This window comes from Mycobacterium pseudokansasii (assembly GCF_900566075.1).
Taxonomy (GTDB): Bacteria; Actinomycetota; Actinomycetes; order Mycobacteriales; family Mycobacteriaceae; genus Mycobacterium; species Mycobacterium pseudokansasii.
Genome location: NZ_UPHU01000001.1, coordinates 555,493 through 580,088 on the forward strand (window position 1 = coordinate 555,493; position 24,596 = coordinate 580,088).

Genomic DNA, 24,596 nt, shown 5'->3' on the forward strand with positions numbered 1-24,596 from the left:
AAGTGCGATGCCATCATGGGAGAGTGCACCTATCGCGGTGGAAAGTGACGGCGACGCGAAGCGGCGGCAGTGCGTGATCGCGTCGTCGGAGTCCTGCTGGCCGCGGGGGCGGGGCGGCGTTATGGAAAGCCAAAAGTCCTGGTAACAGGCTGGTTGGAGACAGCGGTGGCCGCGCTGCTGGGCGGTGGCTGTGCCGACGTCATTCTGGTGCTGGGCGCTGCCCAGGTCGCGGCCCCGCGAGGCGTCACCGCGATTACCGCCGCGGATTGGCAGCTGGGTGTGAGCGCGTCGGTTCGCGCCGGCCTCGCTCAGGCTGATCGCATGCAGGCGGACTTCGCCGTCGTGCACGTCGTCGATACACCCGATGTCGGCGCATCGGTGGTAAGGCGCGTTCTCACGCGGGCGCTGAGCTCCCGCGGTGGTCTGGCGCGGGCCTGCTTCGGAGAGCGGCCCGGCCATCCGGTGGTGATCGCACGCAGCCACTGGCCCGCAGTCCTGGCAGCGATGTCGGGCGACCAGGGTGCGGCGGCCTACTTACGCATCGCGCCCGATGTTGAGCTCGTCGATTGCAGCGACCTGGCCACCGGCGTCGACATCGATGAGCCGTCAGCCGGGTGACGTCGACTCGACGGTGTGCCGGGCAATGGCCAGGACACGGTGGCGCACCGCATACCAGCCGCCGATGAGGGCGGGAATTCCCACGACCATCGCGCCGAGCATCCAGGGACCGTGTTCTTTGTCGAACATCATCAGGACCAGCACGCCGGCCAGGAAAGCCAGCGTGAGATACCCGCTGTAAGGGGCCAGCGGCATCCGGAAGCTCGGCCGTTGCAGCTGCCCCGCGTTCGCCAGCCAGTGCAGCCGCAGCTGGCAGGCCACGATCGTCGCCCAGGCCACGATGACGCCGGTCGCGGCTATGTGCAATACGATTTCGAACGCTTGGCTCGGCTTTATGGCATTGAGCAGGATGCCGAACAGCCCAATCCCGGCGGTGAGCAAGATTCCGCCATATGGCACACCGTTTTTCGACATCGGCGCGGTGAACTTTGGACCGCTGCCGTTGATTGCCATCGACCTCAGAATCCGCCCGGTGGAATACAGTCCGGCGTTCAGACTCGAGAGAGCCGCGGTGAGCACCACGAGATTCATCAGGCTGCCGCCACCGGAAAAACCGATCTTGGAAAAAAACGTCACGAACGGACTCACGTGGTTTCGGTAGGCGGTGTAGGGCAGCAGCAGCGCCAGCAAAATCGTCGACCCGATGTAGAAGACCGCAATGCGGAATACCACCGAGTTGATCGCGCGGGGCATGATCCTTTCCGGGTCGGCGGCTTCCCCGGCTGCGATTCCGACCAATTCGACTGCGGCATAGGCGAATACCACGCCCGACGTGACCAGAACCAGCGGCAGCAAGCCCACCGGCAGCAGTCCGCCGTGGCTGTTCCACAGCGATATCCCGGTCTGCTGACCGTCGACCTTGAAACGGCCTGCCAGGAAAATCGTGCCCACGAAGAGGAAGGTCACCAGGGCCAACACCTTGATCAGCGCGGCCCAGAACTCCAATTCCCCGAAAAGTCGTACCGAGATCAGGTTCATTGACAAGACCACCACCAGCGCGACCAGCGCAAGTGTCCATTGCGGGATGACATGGAATGCGGGCCAGTAATGAAAGTAATGTGCGATCGCAGTGGTGTCGACGATTCCCGTCATCGCCCAGTTCAGGAAATACATCCAGCCCGCTACGAACGCCACCTTCTCGCCGAAGAATTCGCGGGCATAGGACACGAACGATCCAGACGACGGGCGGTGCAGCACCAGTTCGCCCAAGGCGCGCAAAATGAGAAAGACAAAGACGCCGCAGATCCCGTACACCAGAAACAGTCCCGGCCCGGCGGACGCGAGCCGGCCGCCGGCGCCGAGGAAAAGGCCGGTGCCGATGGCGCCACCGAGCGCGATCATCTGTAGCTGACGGTTCTTGAGATCCTTGTGATAACCCGTGTCTTCGCGGGTGAGCATGCTGGGAGGCGGTGCCATCGAATTCCTTATCGGCATGGCTTGCGCGGAAAAGCCGCGAGATTGGCTGTCAGGCTATCCCACCGTTGCCAGGTAATGCATGACACCTGGGGAACTAAGCGGCACGCGGATTTTTGCGGTGCGGTGGGGGCGTCGACTGTGAGGTGGGGACGTCGAGTGTGTGCTGGGGACGTCGAGTGTGAGCTAGGGATGGGCTGACCCGACGACTTCAACCCACAGTGCACGATCGAAACCCTCACCTCACACTCGACGCCGTCATCGCACACTCGCCGAACAAGTTGATGGATGAGACCTCATGTCTAGACGCCATATGTCTGACGCCGCGGCACCAGCGACAGGAGCTGTTCCAGCCGCATGGGCTGCCGTCCGTTGGAACACCGATCTGCTGCGGTTCGGCTCGTGAGCATTCCCGACGGCTAGACGCTCCGCCTTCGACAAGCCAGACGCATCCGCCAAGCAGTGCCAATAAGTGGAGTGGGCAAGTGGCCGCCGCACCCGGGAACAAGACGGTGGCACCCGCCGTTAACATGTTCAACAAGTTGAGTGAATTCGACTCAACCCTGTTTGACACCAAGTCCCCTTGGGAGCAGGCTTGAGCGGGGTTCACTCAGCATAGTGCAGTACAGAAGGTCTACCTACTCAGGAGGAATCACCATGGCTCGTGCGGTCGGAATCGACCTCGGGACCACCAACTCCGTCGTCTGCGTGCTGGAGGGTGGCGACCCCGTCGTGGTCGCCAACTCCGAGGGCTCACGGACCACTCCGTCTGTCGTCGCGTTTGCGCGCAACGGCGAGGTGCTGGTCGGCCAGCCCGCCAAGAACCAGGCGGTGACCAACGTCGACCGCACCGTGCGTTCGGTCAAGCGACACATGGGCTCCGACTGGTCCATCGAAATCGACGGCAAGAAATACACCGCGCCCGAGATCAGCGCGCGTGTCCTGATGAAGCTCAAGCGCGATGCGGAGGCCTACCTCGGTGAGGACATCACCGACGCGGTGATCACCGTGCCCGCCTACTTCAACGACGCCCAGCGCCAGGCCACCAAGGACGCCGGCCAGATCGCCGGCCTCAACGTGCTGCGCATCGTCAACGAGCCCACCGCGGCCGCGCTGGCCTACGGCCTGGACAAGGGCGAGAAGGAACAGACCATCCTCGTCTTCGACCTGGGCGGTGGCACCTTCGACGTCTCGCTGCTGGAGATCGGCGAGGGCGTGGTCGAGGTCCGGGCCACCAGTGGTGACAATCATCTCGGTGGTGACGACTGGGACGACCGCATCGTCAGCTGGCTGGTCGACAAGTTCAAGGGCACCAGCGGCATCGACCTGACCAAGGACAAGATGGCGATGCAGCGGCTGCGCGAGGCCGCCGAGAAGGCCAAGATCGAGCTGAGTTCGAGCCAGTCGACGTCGATCAACCTGCCCTACATCACCGTCGACGCCGACAAGAACCCGCTGTTCCTCGACGAGCAGCTGACCCGGGCAGAGTTCCAGCGCATCACCCAGGACCTGCTGGACCGCACCCGCAAGCCGTTCCAGTCGGTGATCGCCGACACCGGTATCTCGGTGTCGGACATCGACCACGTGGTGCTGGTGGGCGGCTCGACCCGGATGCCTGCGGTGACCGACTTGGTCAAGGAGCTCACCGGCGGCAAGGAACCCAACAAGGGCGTCAACCCTGATGAAGTTGTAGCGGTTGGGGCGGCTCTCCAGGCCGGTGTCCTCAAGGGCGAGGTGAAAGACGTTCTGCTGCTTGATGTTACGCCGTTGAGCCTGGGTATTGAGACCAAGGGCGGTGTGATGACCAAGCTGATCGAGCGCAACACCACGATCCCGACCAAGCGGTCGGAGACCTTCACCACCGCCGACGACAACCAGCCGTCGGTGCAGATCCAGGTCTATCAGGGTGAGCGCGAGATCGCCGCGCACAACAAGCTGCTGGGCTCCTTCGAGCTGACCGGCATCCCGCCGGCGCCCCGCGGCGTCCCGCAGATCGAGGTCACCTTCGACATCGACGCCAACGGCATCGTGCATGTCACGGCCAAGGACAAGGGCACCGGCAAGGAGAACACCATCCGGATCCAGGAAGGCTCGGGCCTGTCCAAGGAAGAGATCGACCGGATGATCAAGGACGCCGAGGCGCACGCCGAGGAGGACCGCAAGCGTCGCGAAGAGGCCGACGTCCGCAACCAGGCCGAGACGCTGGTCTACCAGACCGAGAAGTTCGTCAAAGAACAACGCGAGGCCGAAGGTGGCTCCAAGGTTCCCGAAGAGACGCTGAGCAAGGTCGAAGCCGCGGTCGCGGAGGCGAAGACGGCACTGGGTGGCACCGATATCGCCGCGATCAAATCGGCGATGGAAAAGCTCGGCCACGAATCGCAGGCGCTCGGACAGGCGATCTACGAGGCCACTCAGGCTGAGGCCGGCGCTGCCGGCGCGGCGCAGCCGGGCGGCGCCCCGTCGGGCTCGGCTGACGACGTGGTGGACGCGGAGGTGGTCGACGACGACCGGGAGTCCAAGTGACCGAAAGCAACCCACACGAACAGGTGACGGTCACCGACAAGCGGCGCATCGATCCGGAAACGGGCGAGGTACGCCATGTCCCTCCCGGCGATACGCCGGGAGGGACGGTACCCGCAAGCTCGGCGGTCGGCACCGACAAACTGGCGGAAAAGGTTTCCGAGCTGACGGCCGATCTGCAACGGGTGCAGGCCGACTTCGCCAACTATCGCAAGCGTGCGCTGCGTGACCAGCAGGCCGCGGCGGACCGGGCCAAGGCCGCCGTTGTCAGCCAATTGCTGCATGCGGTGGACGACATCGAGCGGGCGCGCAAGCACGGAGACCTGGATTCCGGGCCGCTGAAGGCCGTCGCCGACAAGCTGATGAGCGCGTTGACCGGCCTGGGGCTGAAGCCATTTGGTGCCGAGGGCGAGGATTTCGACCCGGTGCTGCACGAGGCGGTGCAGCACGAGGGCGGTGGCGGACAAGACGCCAAGCCGGTGATCGGAACCGTCATGCGGCAGGGCTACCAGCTCGGTGAGCATGTTCTGCGAAATGCCCTGGTCGCCGTCGTCGACACGGTTGCCGACGACACGGCCGAATCGGACGCTCCGCCCGCGGCCGACGGCCCCGTCGAAACCGAGCAGCCCGACACGAGCGATAACGCCGACGTGCCCGGTGAATAAGGCCGAGAATCACAGGCGAGTCAAAACTACGGAGACGAAGGTGAGGAGGTGACGCAACATGGCCCAGCGAGAATGGGTCGAGAAGGACTTCTATAAGGAGCTTGGCGTCTCCTCTGACGCTACCGCTGAAGAAATCAAGCGGGTGGCTCGTAAGCTGCTCGCCGAGAATCATCCCGACCGGAACCCGGGCAACAAGGCGGCCGAGGATCGCTACAAGGCAGTCTCCGAGGCAAAGGAAGTGCTCACCGATCCGGCCAAGCGCAAGGAGTACGACGAAACGCGCCGGCTTTTTGCCGGCGGCGGTTTCGGCGGCCGTAGGTTCGACGCCGGCGGTTTCGGGGGTTTCGGGGGAGGCGGCTACGGCTCCGATGGCGCCGAGTTCAACCTCAATGATTTGTTCGACGCCGCCAGCCGTTCCGGCGGGACCAATATCGGTGACTTGTTCGGCGGGTTGTTCGGCCGCGGGGGCAGCGCCCGTCCCAGTCGGCCGCGACGCGGCAACGACCTGGAGACCGAGACCGAGCTTGATTTCGTTGAGGCCGCCAAGGGCGTGGCGATGCCGTTGCGGCTGACCAGTCCGGCGCCGTGCACCAACTGCCACGGCAGCGGAGCGCGGCCGGGCACCAGCCCTAAGGTGTGTCCGACCTGCAACGGCGCCGGGGTAATCAACCGGAATCAGGGCGCGTTCGGCTTCTCCGAGCCCTGCACCGATTGCCGGGGTAGCGGCTCGATCATCGAGCACCCGTGTGATGAGTGCAAAGGCACTGGCGTCACCACCCGTACCCGCACCATCAATGTGCGGATCCCGCCGGGAGTCGAGGACGGACAGCGGATCAGATTGCCCGGCCAAGGCGAAGCCGGGTTGCGCGGTGCGCCGTCGGGAGACCTGTATGTGACGGTGCATGTTCGACCGCACCCCGTGTTCGGGCGCGACGGTGATGACCTGACCGTGACCGTTCCGGTCAGCTTTACCGAATTGGCTTTGGGTTCAACACTTTCCGTGCCGACGCTGGATGGGACCGTCGGCGTTCGGGTGCCGAAGGGCACCGCCGACGGTCGCATCTTGCGGGTGCGCGGACGTGGCGTGCCCAAGCGCAGCGGCGGTAGCGGCGACCTGCTCGTCACGGTGAAGGTGGCCGTTCCGCCGAATTTGGAAGGCGCCGCCGAAGAGGCACTTCAGGCTTACGCGGCGGCCGAGCGGTCCAGCGGGTTCAACCCCAGGGCCGGTTGGGCGGGTAATCGCTGATGGCCAAGAAGGACGAGTCTCGGACGTTTCTGATCTCGGTGGCTGCCGAGCTGGCCGGAATGCACGCGCAAACGTTGCGCACCTATGACCGGCTGGGTTTGGTCAGTCCGAGGCGCACTTCGGGTGGGGGGCGGCGCTATTCGGAGCGGGACGTCGACCTGCTGCGTCAGGTGCAGCATCTCTCGCAGGACGAGGGCGTCAATCTCGCCGGCATCAAGCGCATCATCGAGCTGACGAATCAGGTGGAAGCGCTGCAGGCGAGGGTCAAGGAAATGGCCGAGGAATTGGCGGTCCTGCGCGCCAATCAACGTCGTGAGCTTGCGGTGTTGCCTAAGAGCACGGCCCTCGTCCTCTGGCAACCGCGCCGGTGAGCCGACGGCGCCGTTCGCTCGCCCGCTCACGTCCTTCCGGCCGACTACCGGTGATCGTCCTCGGAATACCGGTACGGGAACGTAACGCCTCAACCACCGCCTGGCCGGCCGTCATCGCGGTGACAATTTTTCCAGAAAATATCGACAATGTGGTCTCGTTGTGCCATTCAATGATGGTCGGCCGCTCATCGGTACGATCCACATCGGGTAGAACCGTGCGCACGCTCAGCAGCGAACCGACGTGGCCCCACGTAGGCGTGCTGCGAGACCGGCGGTGTTCGGTCGGTCGCGTCTCATCTGTTCGGTTACGGCAGCCTGACGTTATGGAAGAAGCCGGACACTTGGGTGCCGATGTTTGCGACGCCGGATACAAATGCCTGCGTCGCGAGATCCACTGTGCTGGTATTGAATATGCCCGAGATGGTGTTGCCCTTGTTCAACAGACCCGATGCCAGCGCGCCGTAGTTGAAGAAGCCCGAGTCCTCCAGTCCGCCGGCGTTCCAGATACCCGAATGGTTCGTGCCGGTGTTGATGATTCCCGATAGACCAGCGCCTGAGTTGAAGAAACCGGACGACGCGCCACTGCCATAATTGAAGAAGCCCGACGACGGAGTCGTCGTTGAATTGAAGAATCCCGGTCCCTGGACGAAGTCAAAACCGAAGGTGTATGGGCCCGCGGTGCCATCGCCGGACTTTTCGAAGGTTGTGCGAACGATGTCATCGATATGAATTGGAGTCGATAGCACATTTGCGGGAATTGTCCAAGGGCCTATGTCACCGTCATAGACGGTGATATTTATTCCGGGCCATTGGTGCAAAACGACTTTGATCCGGATCTTGGAAATGGTGAACGCATCCTGGGTGATTTCGTTGATGGTGCCCTGGATTGGTAGTTCGACGAGGCCATGGACGTCGCCCTGGTACGGGAATTCGGGAATGGTGACCTTGTAGGAGAGCTGAACCAAACCTTGGTAATCGCCTCGCCAGAGGAAGCCGTTGTTGTAGTTGCCCGAGTTGAAGGCGCCGGTGTTGACGTCACCGGTGTTGCCGATGCCGGTGTTGTAGTCGCCCGCGTTCAAGTAGCCCGTGTTGTACATGCCGGAGTTAAAGCCGCCCGAGTTGTGGTCTGCGCTGTTGAAGCTGCCCGTGTTCGTTTCGCCCGCGTTGTAGAAACCGGTGTTGTAGTTGCCGGAGTTGGCGATGCCCGTGTTGGCGGTGCCTGAGTTGAACCATCCGGTGTTGGTGCTACCGGTGTTGCCGATGCCGGTGTTGTAGTTGCCGGAGTTGCCGATGCCCCAGTTTCCGGTGCCCGAGTTACCGATGCCGATGTTGTTGGTTCCGGAATTGAACAACCCGATGTTGCCGCTGCCGGAGTTGAGGGCGCCAAAGCCGCGCTGGTTGTCGCCGGTGAGCCCAAAACCGATATTTCCGTTGCCGTTGTTCCCGAAGCCGATATTGCCGTCTCCGGTGTTGCCCCAGCCGAAGTTGTGGCTTCCGGTGTTGCCCATCCCGGTGTTGTTCAACCCCGCCGTCAACGAGCTACCGACATTTCCGAACCCGATGTTGCCGCTGCCGATGTTGCCGTTGCCGAAGTTTTCGCTGCCGATGTTGCCGTTGCCGACGTTGTGGTCGCCGATGTTGGCGTTGCCCAGGTTGAGGTTGCCGATATTTCCGTTGCCGAGGTTGTCGTTGCCGATGTTGGCGCTGCCGAAATTCACGATGCCATGGTTGGCCAGCCCGACGTTGAAAACCGTGCTCGTTCCGTCGCGGAAGAAGCCCGCCAGGTCGGCGCCGATGTTTTGGAATCCCGAAACATGGGCGGGGGTGGACAGGTCCAACGAGCTGGTGTTGAACAGGCCCGACATGGTGTCGCCGAGGTTCGCCAGGCCCGACAGCGCCGAGCCCCAGTTCTTGATCCCCGAGCTTCCGAGGCTTCCGAAGGACACGTTCTGCCAGCCCGAATTGTTCGCACCGACATTGAAGAAGCCCGACGAGCTGCCCGTGCCGGCGTTGAAGAAACCCGACGACGGCAGCCCGGTGGCGTTGAAGTATCCCGGGCTGGCCGGGATGTCGATGAGCGGAATGTAGATGGGGCCGACGCTGCCGTTGCCGCCGATGTCGACCACCGGCGAACCGTTGGAGCCGCCGAAATGCAAGTTCACCGCGGGGCTGGCGATGCTGAAGGAGATGGCTGATATCGAGATGGGTCCAACCGTGCCTTCGACTTTGCCGCCGAGATGGTCGTTGAGTCCGCTGAAGGGAATCGTCGGAATGGTGAAGGCGTCGATGTTGGCCGGGGTGATGGTGGCGGTTAGCGGGATATCGCCGAATACGGAGAAGTCGAAGTACCCGGTGATTTCGGAGACGGTGATGGTGTGGTTGAGTCCGTAGAGGCCTTGGGAGTTGCCGCGCCAGAGTAGGCCGTTGTCCATGTCGCCGGTGATGAAGGCGCCGGTGTCGAGGGTGCCGGCGTTGGCGATGCCGGTGCTGTAGGTGCCGGTGTTGAACCAGCCGGTGTTGTGTCCGCCGGGGTTGGCGATGCCGGTGTTGGTGGTGCCGGTGTTGTACCAGCCGCTGTTGTAGCTGCCGGCGTTGGCCGCGCCGGTGTTGACCGCCCCGGAGTTGAACCATCCGGTGTTGGTGGTGCCGGTGTTGGCGATGCCGGTGTTGTAGCTACCGGAGTTGGCGATGCCGAAGTTGCCGCTGCCGGAATTGAACACGCCGACGTTGTTGGCACCGGAGTTGAACAGGCCCCAGTTGTTGGTGCCGGAGTTCCATCCGCCGAACCCGACCTGATGATCACCGCTAAGCCCGACACCGATATTGCCGGTGCCGGTATTGGCCAAGCCGATATTGCCCACCCCGGTGTTGGCCCAGCCCAGGTTGTGGCTGCCGGTGTTGGCGATCCCGATGTTGTCGAGCCCCACGACCACCGCGTCACCGGTGTTGGCGAACCCGATGTTGGCGCTGCCGATATTGGCGCTGCCCAGATTGTGCTCGCCGATATTGGCGCTGCCCAGGTTGTAGTCACCGACATTGCCGCTGCCGATGTTGAAGCTGCCCAGGTTGCCCCAGCCCACATTGAGCTGACCCACGTTGCCCAGCCCGGCGTTGAACACCGTGCCCGCCGCGCTGTGCAACACCCCCGACAGATCGGTGCCGATGTTGGCCACCCCGGAAACCTGGGCCACGCTGGCCAGATCCACGGTGCTGGTGTTGTACCAACCCGAGATGGTGTTTCCCAGATTGGCCACCCCCGACTGCAACGCACCGACATTGCGCCACCCCGAATTCCCCAACACCCCCGTCGAGAAATTCTGCCACCCCGAATTGTTGGCCCCGAAATTACCGAACCCCGACGAACTACCCGACCCACTATTGAAAAACCCCGACGACGGACCACTCGTCGAATTCCCAAAACCGGGCTGTGCGGGAATATCTATGAACGTCACGTTGATGGGGCCCACGCCGCTGGTGAGAACGGCAGCTACCGACGTCGTCGGTGAGCCGATTTGGGCGGTCAGCTGGGGCAGGACGCCGGTAATGGTGGGGATGACGATGGGCCCGATGTCCACGCTGAGATAGTCCGAGTTCAAGACGCTCACCTTGAACTCTGGAATGGTGAAGCCGGTTACGTTCAGGTCCGTGATGCCGAGATTGAGTGGAATGTTCACCGGCAGACCCAAACCCAGATTCAGCAGCGGGAATTCGGGAATATAGATTCCGGCCCTGAAGCCAACCAGACCTTGGTAATCGCCCCGCCACAGGAAGCCGTTGTTGTAGTTACCGGCGATGAGAACGCCGGTGTTGACGTCGCCCGAATTGAGCAACCCAGTGTTGTAGTCGCCCGTGTTGAACCAGCCGGTGTTGTAGTCGCCGGGGTTGGCGATGCCGGTGTTGGTGTTGCCGGTGTTGTAGGAGCCGGTGTTGTAGTCGCCGGGGTTGGCGATGCCGGTGTTGACGCCGCCGGTGTTGAAGAAGCCGGTGTTGACGCTGCCGGTATTGGTGATGCCGGTGTTGTAGTTGCCCAGGTTCCCGTAGCCCCAGTTGCCGACACCCGGGTTGCCGATACCGGTGTTGGCGGTGCCCGCGTTGCCGATGCCGACGTTGCCCGTGCCCGAGTTTCCGATCCCGACGTTTCCGGTGCCCGAGTTGAACAGGCCGATGTTGTTGGTGCCCGAGTTGAACAAGCCGCTGTTGCCGCTACCTGAGTTCAGCGTGCCGAACCCGATCTGGCCCGTGCCGGTGAGACCAATGCCTATGTTGCCGGTCCCGGTATTCCCGAAGCCGATATTGGAGTTACCGGCATTTCCCAAACCGACATTGAGGTCGCCCAGGTTTCCGAGGCCGACGTTGTTAGTGCCCAGGTTCCCCAGGCCGATATTGTGACTGCCCCAGTTACCCGGACCGACGTTGCCGCTGCCCCAGTTTCCAGAGCCGATATTGCCGTCGCCGAAGTTCCCGAAGCCGACGTTGTAGCTGCCGACGTTTCCACTTCCCAGGTTGTAGCTGCCGTCGTTTCCGCTGCCCACGTCGAAGCTGCCCTGGTTGGCAAATCCTAGGTTGATGTTCGACACACCGTTGAAAAGACCCGAAATGTGGCTGCCGGTGTTTCCGATGCCGGAAACGTCGGCAGGTGTTGCGAGACTTGCCGTGGCGGTGTTCAGGAAACCCGAAACGGTATTGCCCAAGTTGGACACGCCCGATAGCAGGTCGCCCAGGTTCTTGTACCCGGAGATTCCCGAGCTGCCGGACGCTGCGTTCCAGAACCCAGACAGGTTGGCGCCGACGTTGCCGATTCCCGATGAGCTTCCGTTGCCTGAGTTGAAAAAACCTGACGACGGTACCGCGGTCGAGTTCCCGAAGCCTGGAGCCGCCGGGATGTGGACAATCGGGATCCTGATGGGTCCGATGCTGCCGGGACCGCTGAGTTCCAGAACAGAACTGGGTGAGCCGAGAGTCCCGGAAAACGATGGCAGGTCAATATAAATGTTGGGAACGGTGATCGGGCCGACGCTGACTGCTTCCAACTTCAGAAAGCCGAGTATTTTGACATCGGCGGTGTATTTGGGGAGCGTGAAGCTCTCCAGAACAAGGGAGCCAAATGTGCCGCTGAATGGGAGATTGGCCGGTACCTGAAGCTCCAGATACGCCGGGATGGCGGTGTCGGGAATGACGATCTCGTAGTCGATCGCCACCAGGCCCTGGTAGTCACCGCGCCATAACACGCCGTTGGAGTAGCTGCCCAGGTTGAAGGCGCCGGTGTCGACGTTGCCCGAATTCGCCAGGCCGGTGTTGTAGTCGCCGGTGTTCAGGTAGCCCGAATTGTAGTTGCCGGCGTTGAATCCAAGCGTGTTGAAACTGCCGGCGTTGAAACTTCCGGAGTTGTAGTGCCCGGCGTTGACCATACCCGTATTGACGTTGCCGGCATTGAAGAGGCCGGTGTTGACATCACCGGCGTTAAGCAAACCGGTGTTGATATGGCCGGAGTTGCCGATGCCCCAGTTACCGGTGCCCGAGTTTGCGATGCCGACGTTACCGGTGCCGGAGTTGAACAGGCCGATGTTGTTGGCGCCCGAGTTGAACAAGCCGCTGTTGCCGCTACCTGAGTTCAGCGCGCCGAACCCGACCTGTCCCGTGCCGGTAAGGCCGATGCCGATATTGCCGGTGCCGCTGTTGCCGAAGCCGATATTGGCGTCGCCGGCGTTTCCGAAACCGGCGTTGTAATCGCCCAAGTTCCCGAGGCCGAAGTTGTTCGCACCCAGGTTCCCAAGGCCGATATTGCAGCTGCCCAAGTTCGCGGAGCCGACGTTGTAATCACCCACGTTGCTGGGACCGAGGTTATAGAGCCCAATATTACCGCTACCAAAGTTGTAGCTGCCGCTGTTGCCCGAGCCGAGGTTGTAGTCCCCGATATTGCCGAAACCGATATTCATGTCACCGATGTTGCCGAGGCCGACGTTAAAGTCGGTGGCATCGGTGATGTAGTCGCGGAAGAAGCCCGCCAGGTTGGTGCCGACGTTTTGGAATCCGGAAACGTTGGCCGGGGTGGACAGGCCCGCTGTGCTGGTGTTGAACAGGCCCGACATGGTGTTGCCCAGGTTCGCCAGGCCCGACAGCGCCGAGCCCCAGTTCTTGATCCCTGAGTTTCCGACGCTTCCGAAGGATACGTTCTGCCAACCCGAATTGTTCGCACCGACATTGAAGAATCCCGATGAGCTGCCCGTGCCGGTGTTGAAGAAGCCCGACGACGGCAGGCTGGTCGAATTCCCGTAGCCGGGCACCATGCCGAAATTGAAAATGGTGATGTCGAAGGGGCCGATAGTGCCGTACCCGGTGATAGGTAGCAAAGTGCCCGGCGATCCGATGGTTCCTTGCGGCGCGGGTATCGGACTGGCCAGCGTGATTTGCGGGATGTACAGAGCGTTGATCGTGCCTACCAGCGCCGGGATCGGACCGATGTGGTTGGTGAATCCGAAGGGAATATCGCTGATGGTCATACCGCTATAAACGGTGTTGCCGTCGAAGGCCGTGGTAATGGGGATATCGATGAAGAGCGTTCCGGCCACGTTGACCGGAATTTGGGGCACATGAATCGTGTAATTGCCGCCGTAGAGGCCTTGGGAGTTGCCGCGCCAGAGTAGGCCGTTGTCCATGTCGCCGGTGATGAAGGCGCCGGTGTCGAGGGTGCCGGCGTTGGCGATGCCGGTGCTGTAGGTGCCGGTGTTGAACCAGCCGGTGTTGTGTCCGCCGGGGTTGGCGATGCCGGTGTTGGTGGTGCCGGTGTTGTACCAGCCGCTGTTGTAGCTGCCGGCGTTGGCCGCGCCGGTGTTGACCGCCCCGGAGTTGAACCATCCGGTGTTGGTGGTGCCGGTGTTGGCGATGCCGGTGTTGTAGCTACCGGAGTTGGCGATGCCGAAGTTGCCGCTGCCGGAATTGAACACGCCGACGTTGTTGGCACCGGAGTTGAACAGGCCCCAGTTGTTGGTGCCGGAGTTCCATCCGCCGAACCCGACCTGATGATCACCGCTAAGCCCGACACCGATATTGCCGGTGCCGGTATTGGCCAAGCCGATATTGCCCACCCCGGTGTTGGCCCAGCCCAGGTTGTGGCTGCCGGTGTTGGCGATCCCGATGTTGTCGAGCCCCACGACCACCGCGTCACCGGTGTTGGCGAACCCGATGTTGGCGCTGCCGATATTGGCGCTGCCCAGATTGTGCTCGCCGATATTGGCGCTGCCCAGGTTGTAGTCACCGACATTGCCGCTGCCGATGTTGAAGCTGCCCAGGTTGCCCCAGCCCACATTGAGCTGACCCACGTTGCCCAGCCCGGCGTTGAACACCGTGCCCGCCGCGCTGTGCAACACCCCCGACAGATCGGTGCCGATGTTGGCCACCCCGGAAACCTGGGCCACGCTGGCCAGATCCACGGTGCTGGTGTTGTACCAACCCGAGATGGTGTTTCCCAGATTGGCCACCCCCGACTGCAACGCACCGACATTGCGCCACCCCGAATTCCCCAACACCCCCGTCGAGAAATTCTGCCACCCCGAATTGTTGGCCCCGAAATTACCGAACCCCGACGAACTACCCGACCCACTATTGAAAAACCCCGACGACGGACCACTCGTCGAATTCCCAAAACCCGGTGCCGCGGCGATATTGATGATGGGGATAGTCCGGCCCTCGAGGGCGCCGTGGATAGATATCTCAATCGCAGTAGTGTGGCTGCCGGTAGTGAGGGTAACGTGAGGAGCGGAGATCGAAGACGTCGGAATGGTCATCGGGCCGAGGTAGAAGTTTCCGAAAGCCGTCTTGGGATAATAAAAGCCGGGAATGGTATATACCTGCCCGCCGAGATCATATACCTTGTAGACCGGGATTCGGATCTCGAAATCGATGGGTACGGTCGGAGTGGTGATATTCAGGTTGACGGCGATCTGGCCCTGGTTGTCGGCACTGATGAAGAATCCATTATTGAAATCGCCGGAGTTGAGCGCGCCGGTGTTGACGTTTCCGGTGTTGAACACGCCCGTGTTGTAGTCGCCGGGGTTGGACCATCCGGTGTTGTAGTCGCCGGGGTTATACCAGCCGGTGTTGAAGCTGCCCCGGTTGGCCGCGCCGGTGTTGTAGTCGCCCGTATTGGCGAAGCCGGTGTTGACGATGCCCGCGTTGAACACGCCCGTGTTGTAGCTGCCCGTATTGCCGATACCGGTATTGCCGGTGCCCGGGTTGCCGATCCCCCAGTTGCTGGTGCCGGTGTTGCCGACGCCGACGTTGCCGGTGCCCGAATTGAACAGGCCGATGTTGTTGGCACCGGAGTTGAACAGGCCGATATTGTTGGTACCGGAGTTCAGGGCGCCGAACCCGACCTGGCCGGTGCCGGTGAGTCCGATGCCGATGTTGTTGGTGCCGGTATTGGCGAAGCCGACATTGTTGTCACCGCTATTGGCAAATCCGTGATTGCTGTCGCCGGCGTTCCAGAAGCCGACGTTGAATTCACCGAGGTTCGCCGGGCCGATATTGTGGCTGCCCAGATTTGCCGAGCCGATATTGTAGCTGCCCAGGTTTCCGAAGCCGGCATTGAAAAAGCCGGAATTCCCGCTGCCCAGGTTGGCGTCGCCGACATTTCCGCCGCCGAAGTTGACACTACCGACATTCCCGCTGCCGAAGTTGAAGCTGCCGAGGTTAGCATTGCCGAAATTCAGCCGGCCGTTGTTGGCGAAGCCGACATTGAAGTTCGAGGGCCCACCGAAGAAACCTGACATGTGGTTGCCGGTGTTCACCGCACCCGAGACAAGGGCCGCCGTGCCGAGGCTCAGCGTGCTCGCGTTGAAGAGGCCCGACATCGTGTTGCCCGTATTCACCAGCCCCGACAGCAGAGCTCCGTAGTTGCCGATTCCGGTGTTGCCTTGGCTTCCGGTCGAGGAGTTGAAGAAGCCTGAATTGTTGGCGCCGGAGCTGAAGAATCCGGATGCGCTGCCGGTGCCGGAATTGAAAAAACCCGAAGACGGGATGCTCGTCGTGTTGCCGATGCCGGGGCCACCGCCCTGGTAATCGCCCCGCCAGAAGAAGCCGTTGCTGTAACTGCCCGAGATGAAGGCCCCCGTATCAACGTTGCCCGCGTTGGCTATACCGGTGTTGTAGTTGCCGTAGTTCAGCCAGCCCGTGTTGTAGTCGCCGACGTTGAAGGCGCCCGTGTTGAAGCTGCCCGAGTTCCAGCTGCCGCTGTTATTGCCGCCGGAGTTGGCGATACCGGTGTTGACGATGCCGGAGTTGAAGAAGCCGCTGTTGACGTCGCCCGAGTTACCAATGCCGGTGTTGTAGCCAGCACCCGAGTTCCCGATGCCCCAGTTTCCGGTACCCGAATTTCCAATCCCCACGTTACCGGTGCCCGAGTTGAAGAAGCCGACGTTGCCGGTGCCCGAATTCATGCCACCGAAACCCCACCGGTCGTCCCCATTGAGCCCGATGCCGCGGTTCCCGTTGCCGGTGTTGCCGAAGCCGATATTGTTGTCACCGGTATTACCGATACCGATATTCCCGTTGCCCGTGTTGCCGAAGCCGATGCTGCGAAGGGCTGCCGTCAACAGCGGGCCGGAATTTCCGAAGCCAATGTTGTTGGTGCCGATATTGCCGCTACCGATATTGCCGCTGCCGGTGTTTCCCGACCCGAAGTTGAAATCGCCGATATTGGCGTTGCCGACGTTGCCCTGGCCGACGTTGGCCAAGCCCACGTTGCGGAAGGGGACGATAATGTCCTGGGCGGCGGCCGCGGCAGCATTGACGGTGGCTGGGTTAACCAGACCCGCCAGCGTCGGCGGGAACGGCGTCAGCGTCGACAAGGCCGCCGACGCCGCGGCGTGGTAGTCCAACATCGCGGCCACGTCCCGGGCCCACATCTGCTCGTACTGCATCTCGGCGTCGGCGATCGCGGTCGCGTTTTGCCCGAGCAGGTTCGAAAACACCAGCGACACAAGCTGAGTGCGGTTGGCCGAGATGAGGGCCGGATGCACCGTGGCCACCAGCGCCGCCTCGAACGCGGCCGCCGCCCACCGCACCCGGAGTGCCGCCTGCTCAGCCTGATTAGCCGCTGCGTTCAACCAGCCCAGATAGGGGACGGCCGCATCGGCCATCGCTTGCGAGGCCGGGCCCTGCCAGAAGGAACCTGCCAGCCCCGAGGTCACCAAGGAAAACGACGTCGCGGCCGAACCCAGCTCTGCAGCCAGACCGTCCCAAGCCGCCGCCGCGGTGAGCATCGGCCCCAGCCCCGCGCCGAGATACATACGCACCGAGTTGATCTCCGGGGGCAAGACCGCGAAATTCATCAGCTCTCCTGGCTGGAACCGTCGGTCGCCGTCGCAGAGGCAGGCAATCCCGTCGCATCCCTCGGGTCCGTGAGTCTCCTAGCGTAACGATTATTCGGAAGTGCGAGGCCGGACCGTATTTGTTTGGGGGAAAAATTCAGAGCGTGCGCGGGTGAGCGGCGCCGGCTCACCCGCGGATCGAAAACTGGGCGACCGCCGGCTCACTGCGGCGGGCCACCCGATAACCGCCGCGGCGCAACGCATCCGTCGGCGCGGCCATCGGCTCGAAGCACACCACGTCCTCGCCCGGGGGCGCAAAGATTTGCGCTGCCGGATAGCCGCGTTCGAAATGCACTTCGAGGCGGCGGCCGCCGCCGCAGACCGCGAAGACCGATCCCTCGCCAACCTGGTCGTAGCCGTCGTCAAAAGCCTCGTCACCCAATCGCCGTGACATCGCCGGCTGCTCCGCCGTCTCTCCCGTGGGTAATCCACGTTCGTCGAGACCCAGATGGCGCAGCGGCGGTGTCTCGATAATCCAGTCGCCGCGGGCGATGTCCGGGATGTGCAGGTAGGGGTGGAAGCCGAAGCACAGCGGCACCGCCCGGTCCCCGGTCGCGGTGACCGTGGTGCGCACCGTCAACGTGCGCTCCACCAGCCGCACGGCCATGGCGAGCACATGCGGATACGGGAAGCTGGCCAGCAACGTCGGGTCGGCGCCGAAGTCCAGTTCGGCGGTCAGTTCGTTCGCCGATTCGGCCGTCACCCGCCAGCCCGGGTATGCGGCCAGGACGCCGTGGATGGGTAACCCGGCGGGGTCGGTGCGAACTCCGTTTGCTCCGGGAACCAGCGTCACCGTCACGTCTTCGGCGCTATAGGTATTGGCGCCCAGCCGATTCGCCCACGGATAAAGAATCGGTATCCCCATCGTTTTGCCCGCGGTGATGTAGGCGTCCAGACCTCTTCGTTGGCCGAGCAGTTGCACACCGCCGTCGGTCAGTGCGCTGCCGATCATTCCGGCCTCGGGCACGAATTGCGCCGCCACCGATGAGGACGGGTCGCGCAGCGTGACGACGTGCACCCCGTCAGCCTAGTTGGCCGGCCCGGCCTGACCGGCGGGTTCGGCTGCCGGCGTTTCCGGTATGGGGCCGGTACCGCGGTGCGGTGCGGCCCGGTGCCACCCTACTGCGACAGCGGGTCGTGCTGAATACGTTCCGGCGGTGCGCCTTTGGCGATGAGAGCGGCCTTGGTCGCGCGGACCATGTTCGGGCCACCGCAGATCAGGATCTGTCGGTCGCCCCAGCCGCCGTACTTGGTGACCACGTCGGCTAACCGCCCGGTCTGACGCACATGCAGGCCGCGCGGCGGCGACACGTCGGGGTAATCGGCGGCCCACGACGGGTCGCGGGGGTACTCCGAGACCGGCGAGACGGACAGCCACGGATTGTGTGCGGCAATCTGCCACAGCATGGGCAGGTCGTAGAGCTCGCAGGAATAGCGAGCTCCGAAAAACAGGTGGACCCGGGGATTTTCAGCGAACCGGCTGAGGTCCATGATCAGTGCCCGCAGCGGCGCCAGGCCGGTGCTACCGGCGACCATGAGCACATCGCCGCCGTCGCGGTCCACATGGAAGTCGCCATGCGGGCTGGACAATCGCCACCGGTCGCCGGGCCGGGTCTCGTCGACGATGGCGTTGCTCACCAACCCGCCGGGCACCACGCGCACATGGAATTCGATCCGGCCACCCGGGTCGGCCGGAATGGCGGGGCTGAAGTATCGCCAGCGGCGCGGGCATTGCGGGACATGGACGTTGACGTACTGGCCGGGGTGGTAGTGCAGCGGGTGGTCCAGACACAGCCGGACGACCGCGAGGTCACGCGACACCCGGGTGTGTTCGACCACGGTCCCGTCCCACCACCCGGGTCCCTGCTCAGCGTCAGCGGCACCGCTCATCACCCCGGTGATGAGGTTGAGCGACTGGTCGGCGGCCCGCTCGACGGTGTCAGTCCAGGAACTGCCCAAGTACCCGCGCAGCGTCTGATACAGCGCGCGGCGCAAGGTGTCGTATTGGTTTGGGAGCACGCCGTATTTGCGGTGGTCCCGGCCGAGCTGGGCCAAGAAGGCCACCGGTTCTTCGGCGCGCTGGTCGACGAGCTCCCCGTACACCCAGTGCAGCGCATGCGCGAAAGCTGCCCGTTGACTTTCCATTTCGGGAGGGAACAGGTCGCGCACCGAAACGTCGAGGGCAAACCAGTTGGTGTAGAACCGGCGGACGAGGTCGTTAGGGCCCTCCGATGGGGCGAACGCGTCACGCAACACCCGCAATGCATCTCGGTCCTCGAGGCCCACGGACCACGATTCTAGGCTCGCCGGGCGTGGTGCTCAGCGGTCTCGAACATCCTCGAACATCTAAAGTGACTTCCGGCGACTGCGGGCAACACCGCTTCGAGCCGGGAAAGAAGCGGCGAGCGCAAGCCGCCACGCCCTACAGAGCGTGAATTCCCTTGTGCAGCACCGCTAACCCAATCACCACCAAGATCGCCGCCACTAGTGCGGTGTTGTGTTTTTCCATCCAATCCTTCAGTCGCTCCAGCGGAGCGTCGAGGCGCTCACCGGCGACGGCATAGGCCAACACCGGAAGCGCGACCGACGAGCCGGCGACAGCTACGAAGAGCGCGGCCGTTATCACCGTGCCGCTGTCACCCAGTGCATCGGTGCCGATTGCCAATCCGGCTGCCGCGCAGATGAATAACACCTTGGGATTGAGCACGGTCAGTGCCGCTGCGGTCAGCACCGCCCGCCTGGGGGCGACCGAGGTGAGCGTTCGCATCCAGGCCGGTATGTGGTCGTGACCGCGGCGGGTCAGCCAGCGGATGACGCCGAACACGATTAGCGCCATGCCCAGGACGATCCGCATCCAGGACGCCCATGCGGGGGGCGTCTCACGCAGACCGCCCAACAGGTTGGAGATGCTGATGGAAAGGGCGGTCAGCCCGGACAGCCCGAGCAGCCAACCGGCGAGATAGGCCAGACCGCTCTCCCGCGGATGTTGCGCGTGCAAGACGAGCACTCCCGGGATGATCGATAGCGGCGAAACCGTGATCACCAGGGCAAGCGGCACCACTTCAACCATTTAGGAAGACTCTCCGACCGTCACGCGAAGAACGGTAGCTGACGTCATCGCGATGCACCCGCCATCACAGGGGGGACTGAGCGTCCGCCCGCTGCCACCACCGCCGCGCGGTGATCGCCGTCGCCCCCGCTGGTTCTCCCGGACTTCGGGGGTCTCTTGTTACCAAGCTGAGCCAGGTGGTATCAGAAGTATGGCCGGGCGTTCGCCGACAACCTAGGCTTGAGCGGAACAGACTCAACATTGGCGGCGTTCTATATCCTGACAAGCATTTTTTACCGAACTTAGATCCCGAACGGAGTTGTCGTGGACTCTTTCAACCCGACCACCAAGACGCAGGCGGCGCTGACGTCGGCCCTGCAAGCGGCCTCGGCTGCCGGCAATCCCGAGATCAGGCCTGCCCACCTGCTGATGGCCCTGTTGACGCAGGCCGACGGAATCGCCGCGCCGCTGCTCGAGGCCGTCGGTGTCGAGCCCGCCGCGGTCCGCGCCGAAGCACAGCATCTACTCGACCGGCTGCCGCAGATCACCGGCGCCAGTGCGCAGCCGCAGCTGTCGCGCGAATCCTTAGCGGCGATCACCGCCGCGCAGCACCTGGCCACCGAGCTCGACGACGAGTACGTCTCCACCGAGCACGTGATGGTCGGCCTGGCCACCGGTGACTCCGACGTCGCCAAACTATTGAACGGCCACGGCGCCTCCCCGCAAGCCCTACGGGAGGCGTTCGTCAAGGTGCGCGGCTCCGCCCGCGTCACCAGCCCCGAACCCGAGGCGACCTACCAGGCGCTGGAGAAGTACTCCACCGACCTGACCGCCCGTGCCCGCGAGGGCAAGCTCGACCCGGTTATCGGCCGCGACAACGAGATTCGCCGGGTGGTGCAGGTGCTGAGCCGTCGCACCAAGAACAACCCGGTGCTGATCGGCGAGCCCGGCGTCGGCAAGACCGCGATCGTCGAGGGCCTGGCCCAGCGGATCGTCGCCGGCGACGTCCCGGAAAGCCTGCGGGACAAGACGATCATCGCCTTGGACCTCGGCTCGATGGTCGCCGGCTCGAAGTATCGCGGCGAGTTCGAGGAACGGCTCAAGGCCGTCCTCGACGACATCAAGAATTCGGCCGGGCAGATCATCACCTTCATCGACGAGCTGCACACCATCGTCGGCGCCGGGGCGACCGGCGAGGGCGCGATGGACGCCGGCAACATGATCAAGCCGATGCTGGCCCGCGGCGAGCTGCGGCTGGTCGGCGCCACCACGCTCGACGAGTACCGCAAGTACATCGAGAAGGACGCGGCGCTGGAGCGCCGTTTCCAGCAGGTGTTCGTCGGCGAGCCGTCGGTGGAGGACACCATCGGCATCCTGCGCGGGCTCAAGGACCGCTACGAGGTGCACCACGGCGTGCGGATCACCGACTCGGCGTTGGTGGCCGCGGCCACGTTGTCGGACCGCTACATCACCGCCCGCTTCCTGCCGGACAAGGCGATCGACCTGGTCGACGAGTCCGCCAGCCGGCTGCGGATGGAAATCGACTCGCGGCCCGTCGAGATCGACGAGGTGGAGCGGCTGGTACGCCGGCTGGAGATCGAGGAAATGGCGCTGGCCAAGGAGGAAGACGAGGCCTCCAAAGAGCGGCTGGAGAAGCTGCGCGCCGAGCTGGCCGACCAGAAAGAAAAGTTGGCCGAACTCACCACCAGGTGGCAGAACGAGAAGAACGCCATCGAGATCGTCCGTGAGCTCAAGGAGCAGCTGGAAGCCTTGCGCGGCGAATCCGAGCGGGCCGAGCGCGACGGCGACCTGGCCAAGGCCGCCGAGCTGCGCTACGGCCGGATCCCCGAGGTCGAGAAGAAACTCGACGCGGCGCTGCCGGAGGCCCAGGCCCGCGAGCAGGTGATGCTCAAGGAGGAGGTCGGCCCGGACGACATCGCCGACGTGGTGTCGGCCTGGACCGGTATCCCGGCCGGGCGGCTGCTCGAAGGCGAGACCGCCAAGCTGCTGCGGATGGAAGACGAGCTGGGCAAGCGCGTGGTCGGGCAGAAGAAGGCGGTGCAGGCGGTTTCGGATGCGGTGCGCCGCAGCCGCGCCGGCGTCTCCGACCCCAACCGGCCGACCGGGGCCTTCATGTTCCTCGGGCCGACCGGCGTCGGTAAGACCGAGCTCGCCAAGGCGCTGGCCGACTTCCTGTTCGACGACGAGCGCGCGATGGTGCGCATCGACATGAGCGAGTACGGCGAGAAGCACACCGTGGCCCGGTTGATCGGTGCCCCGCCCGGCTACGTCGGGTACGAGGCCGGTGGACAGCTGACCGAATCGGTGCGCCGCCGCCCCTACACCGTGGTGCTGTTCGACGAGGTCGAGAAGGCCCACCCCGACGTGTTCGACGTGCTGTTGCAGGTGCTCGACGAGGGCCGGCTCACCGACGGCCATGGCCGCACCGTCGACTTCCGCAACACCATCCTGATCCTGACGTCCAACCTGGGATCGGGTGGCAGCGCAGAACAGGTGATGGCCGCGGTGCGGGCCACGTTCAAGCCGGAGTTCATCAACCGGCTCGACGACGTGCTGATCTTCGAGGGCCTCAACCCCGAGGAACTGGTGCAGATCGTCGACATCCAGTTGGCGCAGCTGCAGAAACGGCTGGCGCAGCGGCGGTTGCAGCTGGAGGTGTCGCTGCAGGCCAGGCAGTGGCTGGCGCATCGCGGATTCGACCCGGTGTACGGTGCGCGCCCGTTGCGGCGGTTGGTGCAGCAGGCCATCGGCGATCAGTTGGCCAAGATGCTGCTCGCCGGCGAGGTGCACGACGGCGACGTGGTGCCGGTCAACGTCAGCGCCGACGGCGATTCGCTGATCCTGGGCTGAGTTCCCCGGCGTGACGGCCGGGCGGGCGGCTTCGGCGCGGTGCCCAGCTCGAAGTCTCGGGTCTGGGCACCGGCGTCGATGATCGCCCGCAGCAGTCGGCGTGCTGCGGGTTCGGCCAGCGTTTTGCGAAGCAGCTGATCCTCGATGCGCAGGCCGGTCGCGACGTCCAGCCGCTGGTCCAGGGCGGCGTCCACCGCGCGTTTGGCGGCCGCGATTGCCGCCGGCGGGCACGAGGCGATGCGGGCCGCTAGCGTGTCGACGAACCCACGCAGCTCGTCGGCCGGCAGCGCCCGATTGATATATCCCCAGGCCTCGGCCGTCGCGGCGTCGACGTCCTGGCAGCCCAGGATCACCTCGAGGGCCCGCCCGCGACCGACCAAACGGGGGAGTCGCTGAGTGCCTCCGCCACCGGGAATGATTCCCACCGAAACCTCGGGATGACCCAGCACGGTCGTGCCGAGCGCGGCATAACGCATGTCGAAGGCCATCACGAACTCGCAGCTAGCACCACCGCAGATTCCCTCGACAACCGCAATGGTTGCCTTCGGCAGGGTTCGGATCCGCTCCGTCATCGCGTGGAGGAACGACAGTTCGTCGTGCAGCGCGGTGTCCGCACTTTCGGGACGGAAATGCAAGTCGCCGAGCAGCGAGACATCCGCGTGTGCGATGAAGAACTCCGGATCGGCCGAGTCGACGATCAGCACTCGCACCCCGTCGTCGCCGGCGACTTCCCGCAAGAGCCGGTCGATCTCGGTCAGCAAGGGCATGTCCAGCACGTTGATCGGCGGGTGATCGATCGTCGCCCGGCAGACACCGTTCGCGCTGCAGATGCGGATGAGCCGGTAATCCTGGTACATCCGTACGCCTCCCTACGCCTCCGAGATCTTCACGTATCCCTGCTGCACCAGCTGGGTCAGTCTGGCCATGGCATTCCTGTTGATTCTGGTTCCGGGGATCAGGTCGGCATTGCGCCAACCGTTGGCCCTCGCGGTGGCCCCGCACAACTCGATGTGCACGCCCTTGGCTATCAGGTCGGCCAGCACCAGCTTGTACGGATTGCCGGTGCTGACGTGCCGGTTGGCGTTGTAGGCCTGGTCGTCGAGTGTCACATGTCCGGCATTCGTGTGGAACACGGCGACGACGTGCGACCTGGCCTTCCAGGCGGCCGCGTCGGCCACGACGATTCCCAGGTGGAACAGCACGGCCGGCATGTCGCCTTCGAAGGTGAGCGATGCCACGCTGAACGCGACTTTCACCTCGTCGAGTTCGACCGGAACGTCGATATGCAGCGTTTCGTCGGCAAGGGACACAGATGACTCCCGTCTCGATAGTGCGGATTCGATGTCGGCAATGATCCACCCGAATCCACCTGGATTTACCCGTCCCGTGCGTTTCCGTGCTGCAGCAGTGGTGCCGGGCGCATCCCGGGGCGCCGCGGCCACCGTGAAATACGTTTGCCGCCACATGCGACGGGCA

General features: G+C 63.7%; 13 protein-coding genes. 6 read left to right on the top strand and 7 right to left on the bottom strand.

Annotation, left to right across the window (positions count from 1 at the left end; all coding sequences use genetic code 11):
* Positions 1-69: 69 nt before the first annotated feature.
* Positions 70-618 carry a nucleotidyltransferase family protein gene (locus tag EET10_RS02560; protein WP_036398910.1) on the top strand — a complete coding sequence of 183 codons (549 nt, stop codon included), beginning with the start codon at positions 70-72 and terminating at the stop codon, positions 616-618.
* On the opposite strand, the gene EET10_RS02565 is transcribed toward EET10_RS02560, so the two are convergent.
* Entirely contained in the window at positions 607-2,034 is a 1,428-nt protein-coding gene (locus tag EET10_RS02565) for an amino acid permease (protein WP_036398908.1), read from the bottom strand. The genes EET10_RS02560 and EET10_RS02565 overlap by 12 nt on opposite strands.
* Before the next feature lie 654 nt (positions 2,035-2,688).
* On the opposite strand from EET10_RS02565, the gene dnaK reads away from it, so the two are divergent.
* The 4 genes from dnaK to EET10_RS02585 are packed head-to-tail and all read left to right on the top strand — an operon-like array spanning position 2,689 to position 6,833.
* The gene (gene dnaK, locus EET10_RS02570; RefSeq protein ID WP_036398907.1) at positions 2,689-4,554 is read left to right on the top strand and encodes a molecular chaperone DnaK; all 1,866 of its coding nucleotides are present in this window, start codon (positions 2,689-2,691) and stop codon (positions 4,552-4,554) included.
* The gene (gene grpE / locus EET10_RS02575) at positions 4,551-5,216 is read left to right on the top strand and encodes a nucleotide exchange factor GrpE (protein WP_036398905.1); all 666 of its coding nucleotides are present in this window, start codon (positions 4,551-4,553) and stop codon (positions 5,214-5,216) included. Before dnaK ends, grpE begins: the two co-directional genes overlap by 4 nt.
* A 58-nt stretch (positions 5,217-5,274) precedes the next feature.
* Complete coding sequence (gene dnaJ, locus EET10_RS02580) at positions 5,275-6,462, top strand: molecular chaperone DnaJ (RefSeq protein WP_036398903.1); 1,188 nt, start codon at positions 5,275-5,277, stop codon at positions 6,460-6,462.
* Positions 6,462-6,833, top strand: a complete 372-nt coding sequence (locus EET10_RS02585) for a heat shock protein transcriptional repressor HspR (RefSeq protein WP_036398901.1) — start codon at positions 6,462-6,464, stop codon at positions 6,831-6,833. Before dnaJ ends, EET10_RS02585 begins: the two co-directional genes overlap by 1 nt.
* 305 nt (positions 6,834-7,138) lie before the next feature.
* Here the strand turns inward: EET10_RS02585 and EET10_RS02595 are convergent, their stop codons facing one another.
* The 4 genes from EET10_RS02595 to EET10_RS02610 form a co-directional block, all read right to left on the bottom strand.
* Positions 7,139-17,161: a PPE family protein gene (locus EET10_RS02595; RefSeq protein ID WP_122501879.1), complete on the bottom strand. Its 10,023-nt coding sequence runs from the start codon at positions 17,159-17,161 to the stop codon at positions 7,139-7,141.
* 166 nt (positions 17,162-17,327) lie between these two features.
* Complete coding sequence (locus EET10_RS02600; RefSeq protein WP_122501880.1) at positions 17,328-18,218, bottom strand: aldose 1-epimerase; 891 nt, start codon at positions 18,216-18,218, stop codon at positions 17,328-17,330.
* A gap of 101 nt (positions 18,219-18,319) precedes the next feature.
* Positions 18,320-19,486: an FAD-binding oxidoreductase gene (locus tag EET10_RS02605; protein ID WP_063467559.1), complete on the bottom strand. Its 1,167-nt coding sequence runs from the start codon at positions 19,484-19,486 to the stop codon at positions 18,320-18,322.
* 136 nt (positions 19,487-19,622) lie between these two features.
* A complete protein-coding gene (locus EET10_RS02610) occupies positions 19,623-20,270 on the bottom strand; it encodes a GAP family protein (protein WP_036398899.1) in 648 nt (215 codons plus the stop codon).
* 303 nt (positions 20,271-20,573) lie between these two features.
* Between EET10_RS02610 and clpB the strand changes: the two genes are divergently transcribed.
* Complete coding sequence (gene clpB, locus EET10_RS02615) at positions 20,574-23,120, top strand: ATP-dependent chaperone ClpB (RefSeq protein WP_036398897.1); 2,547 nt, start codon at positions 20,574-20,576, stop codon at positions 23,118-23,120.
* Here clpB and EET10_RS02620 read toward each other — a convergent pair.
* Positions 23,024-23,977, bottom strand: a complete 954-nt coding sequence (locus EET10_RS02620) for an enoyl-CoA hydratase/isomerase family protein (RefSeq protein WP_036398894.1) — start codon at positions 23,975-23,977, stop codon at positions 23,024-23,026. The genes clpB and EET10_RS02620 overlap by 97 nt on opposite strands.
* A gap of 12 nt (positions 23,978-23,989) precedes the next feature.
* Positions 23,990-24,430, bottom strand: a complete 441-nt coding sequence (locus EET10_RS02625) for a DsrE family protein (RefSeq protein ID WP_211187884.1) — start codon at positions 24,428-24,430, stop codon at positions 23,990-23,992.
* Between the last annotated feature and the right edge of the window lie 166 nt (positions 24,431-24,596).

Excerpts from the sequence above, each read along its gene's own strand:
- EET10_RS02565 (WP_036398908.1), bottom strand. The coding sequence starts at position 2,034 with ATGGCACCGCCTCCCAGCATGCTCACCCGCGAAGACACGGGTTATCAC.
- dnaK (WP_036398907.1), top strand. The coding sequence starts at position 2,689 with ATGGCTCGTGCGGTCGGAATCGACCTCGGGACCACCAACTCCGTCGTC.
- dnaJ (WP_036398903.1), top strand. The coding sequence starts at position 5,275 with ATGGCCCAGCGAGAATGGGTCGAGAAGGACTTCTATAAGGAGCTTGGC.
- EET10_RS02585 (WP_036398901.1), top strand. The coding sequence starts at position 6,462 with ATGGCCAAGAAGGACGAGTCTCGGACGTTTCTGATCTCGGTGGCTGCC.
- EET10_RS02595 (WP_122501879.1), bottom strand. The coding sequence starts at position 17,161 with ATGAATTTCGCGGTCTTGCCCCCGGAGATCAACTCGGTGCGTATGTAT.
- EET10_RS02610 (WP_036398899.1), bottom strand. The coding sequence starts at position 20,270 with ATGGTTGAAGTGGTGCCGCTTGCCCTGGTGATCACGGTTTCGCCGCTA.
- EET10_RS02620 (WP_036398894.1), bottom strand. The coding sequence starts at position 23,977 with ATGTACCAGGATTACCGGCTCATCCGCATCTGCAGCGCGAACGGTGTC.